Origin of the sequence: Bradyrhizobium sp. Mp27, from assembly GCF_029953005.1 — a bacterium.
Classification (GTDB): domain Bacteria; phylum Pseudomonadota; class Alphaproteobacteria; order Rhizobiales; family Xanthobacteraceae; genus Bradyrhizobium; species Bradyrhizobium barranii.
In genome coordinates this window covers 1-2513 of sequence record NZ_JASAUS010000392.1, presented here as the reverse complement: position 1 = coordinate 2513, position 2513 = coordinate 1, and the positions used below count along the sequence as shown (strand labels likewise).

1 pseudogene is annotated in these 2513 nt (G+C 58.0%); it reads left to right on the top strand.

The features are described from left to right. Nucleotides 1–250: 250 nt before the first annotated feature. Nucleotides 251–2513: pseudogene (locus QJT78_RS50130) on the top strand (hypothetical protein); the annotation flags it as partial.

Genomic DNA, 2513 nt, shown 5'->3' with positions numbered 1-2513 from the left:
CAGCTCACCGGAGAAAGCATGCGAAAACGCAGCGCCAAAACCATCACCCTTGACGGCCAACCAGAACACTGACTCTATCTCCCATCGGCCGTAGCGGGCTGCTCACGATCGCGCGAAATCGATGCTCACGATCCGTGAAATCCGCAGATGCTCCCGGTGCGGGTCTATCGAGGGCTGTAAAGGGTGGTTTGTTGCTGATCGCCAGCATGCCAGATCGAAGCCCTGGTTCATATTTTGAAAGTGAGAACGGATGGATTTCCCCTCGACCAAGCGGGTGCGTGAACAATCGGACAGCACGGGCCCGCAAGAGAGCTCACCCGCGGCTCCGTCCGCAGCCGCGGCGACCTTTGAGCGGCAATTGAGCGAGATCGGCAGTTCAGGTGAAGGTGATGGAGCAATGCCGGCCGCCTCGACGCCGCAGCCGGCTCAGTCAAAAGGGATTCTGAGAAGGCTCAGCAAAAGCCCCCTTTATTCCCAGGATGCTCCCCTTATTTTGGGGCTTGAGAAGGCCCTCATCAAGGGCGGGGCCGCCAAAGGCACCGCACAAAATAATCTATATTCTCTTCGCAGCTTTGGCCAGTGGCTCTTCGCAAATAACAAAGATCCCATTGCTGCTCGGCTCGACGACGAAGAGTCGCTGACCGTTGATGCGCGCGTGTTCGAAAAGCGTCCCGCGACACTCCTTAGGGCAATAGACCATCTCAGGACCTCGCGGTCGACGGGCGGAATCGTGCCGATCGCAGGCCGCACTGAGTTGCATCCTTATCCCCAGGACGCAGCTCTGATCGAAGAGTACAAAAACGACGCAGCGACAGATACCGGCAAGAAGGATGCAAGCAAGAATGCAACTGCTCTTCGCAGTTTCAGCGACTACCTGCGTGAAAACAGCAAGAAGGGCATTGCTGCTCGTCTTTCAGACGAGGCGTTGGATGGAGATGTCAAGAGCTATAAGAGGGCCCCCGGTGCTGATTCGAGGATCGGTGCCGCTCTGGCTCATCTCCGAAAATCGCAGGCGGGCGCTAAGGCGATGGAGCTCGAGCGCCATATTGATTCCGAAGACGCGGCCCTGAAGGAGTCGAGGCAGGTCGGCGACGCTGCTGCGCAGCACAGTTCGTCGCAGAAAGCTGGCAGTTGGCCAGAGGAATTGCTTCCTGCGGAAGGCCATGATCAGAATTTGCTTTTGGGTCCGATGGACGAACCCGGCCCGCCGTCCTCGGCGCCGCAACCGGCTCAGTCAACTGGGGTTGCGATAGGGCACAAGAAGCGGCCTCTTCATTCCGAGGATGTTCCCCTTATTGCGGGGTTTGAGGAGGCCCTCCGGAATGGGAGCGCCGCCGAACGCACCGTCCGAAACTATCTATCTTCTCTTCGCAGCTTTGGCCAGAGGCTCTACGCAAATAACAAAAAGAGCATTTTTGCTCGGCTCGACGACGAAGAGTCACTGACCGCTGATGCGCGCGAGTTGTTCGAAAAGCGTCCCGCGACACTCCTTAGGGCAATAGACCATCTCAGGACCTCGCGGTTGACGGGCGGAATCGTGCCGATCGCAGGCCGCACTGAGTTGCATCCTTATCCCCAGGACGCAGCTCTCATCGAAGAGTACAAAAACGAAGCAGCGACAGATACCGGCAAGAAGGAAGAAGCCAGGAGGGATGCAACGGCTCTTCGCAGTTTCAGTGACTACCTGCGTGAAAACAACAAGAAGGGCATTGCTGGTCGGCTTTCAGGCAAGGCGCTGGATGGAGATGTCAAGAGCTATAAGAAGGACGCCGGTGCTGATTCGAGGATCGGTGCCGCTCTGGCTCATCTCCGAAAATCACAGGCGGGCCCTAAAGCGATGGAGCTCGAGCGCCATATTGATCCCGAAGACGCGGCCCTGATGGAGTCGAGACAGGTCGGCGACGCCGCTGCGCAGCACAGTGCGTGGCAGAAAGCTGGCAGTTGGCCAGAGGAATTGCTTCCTGCGGAAGGCCACGATCAGGATTTGGGCCGGATGGACGAACCCGGCCCGTCGTCCTCGGCGCCGCAGCCGGCTCAGTCAACTGGGATTTTGAGAGGGCACGACGAGCAGCCTCTTCATACCGAGGATGCTCCCCTTATTTCGGGGCTTGAGGAGGCCCTCCGTAATGGGAACGCCGCCGAACGCACCGCCAGGGGCTATGTACGTACTCTTCTCAGCTTTGGCCACTGGCTCTTCGCAAATAACAAAGATCCCATTGCTGCTCGGCTCGACGACGAAAAGTCACTGACCGCTGATGCGCGCGAGTTCATCGGAAAGGGTAATCCCTTAAGACTTCTTGCGGCGATAGTTCATCTCCGAACCTCGCAGTCGACGGGCGGAGTCGTGCGGATCGCAGGCCGCACTGAGTTGCATCCTTATCCCCAGGACGCGGCTCTCATCGAAGAGTACAAAAACGAAGCAGCGACAGATACCGGCAAGAAGGATGCAAGCAGGAAGGATGCAACTGCTCTTCGCAGTTTCAGCGACTACCTGCGTGACAACAACAGGCCGG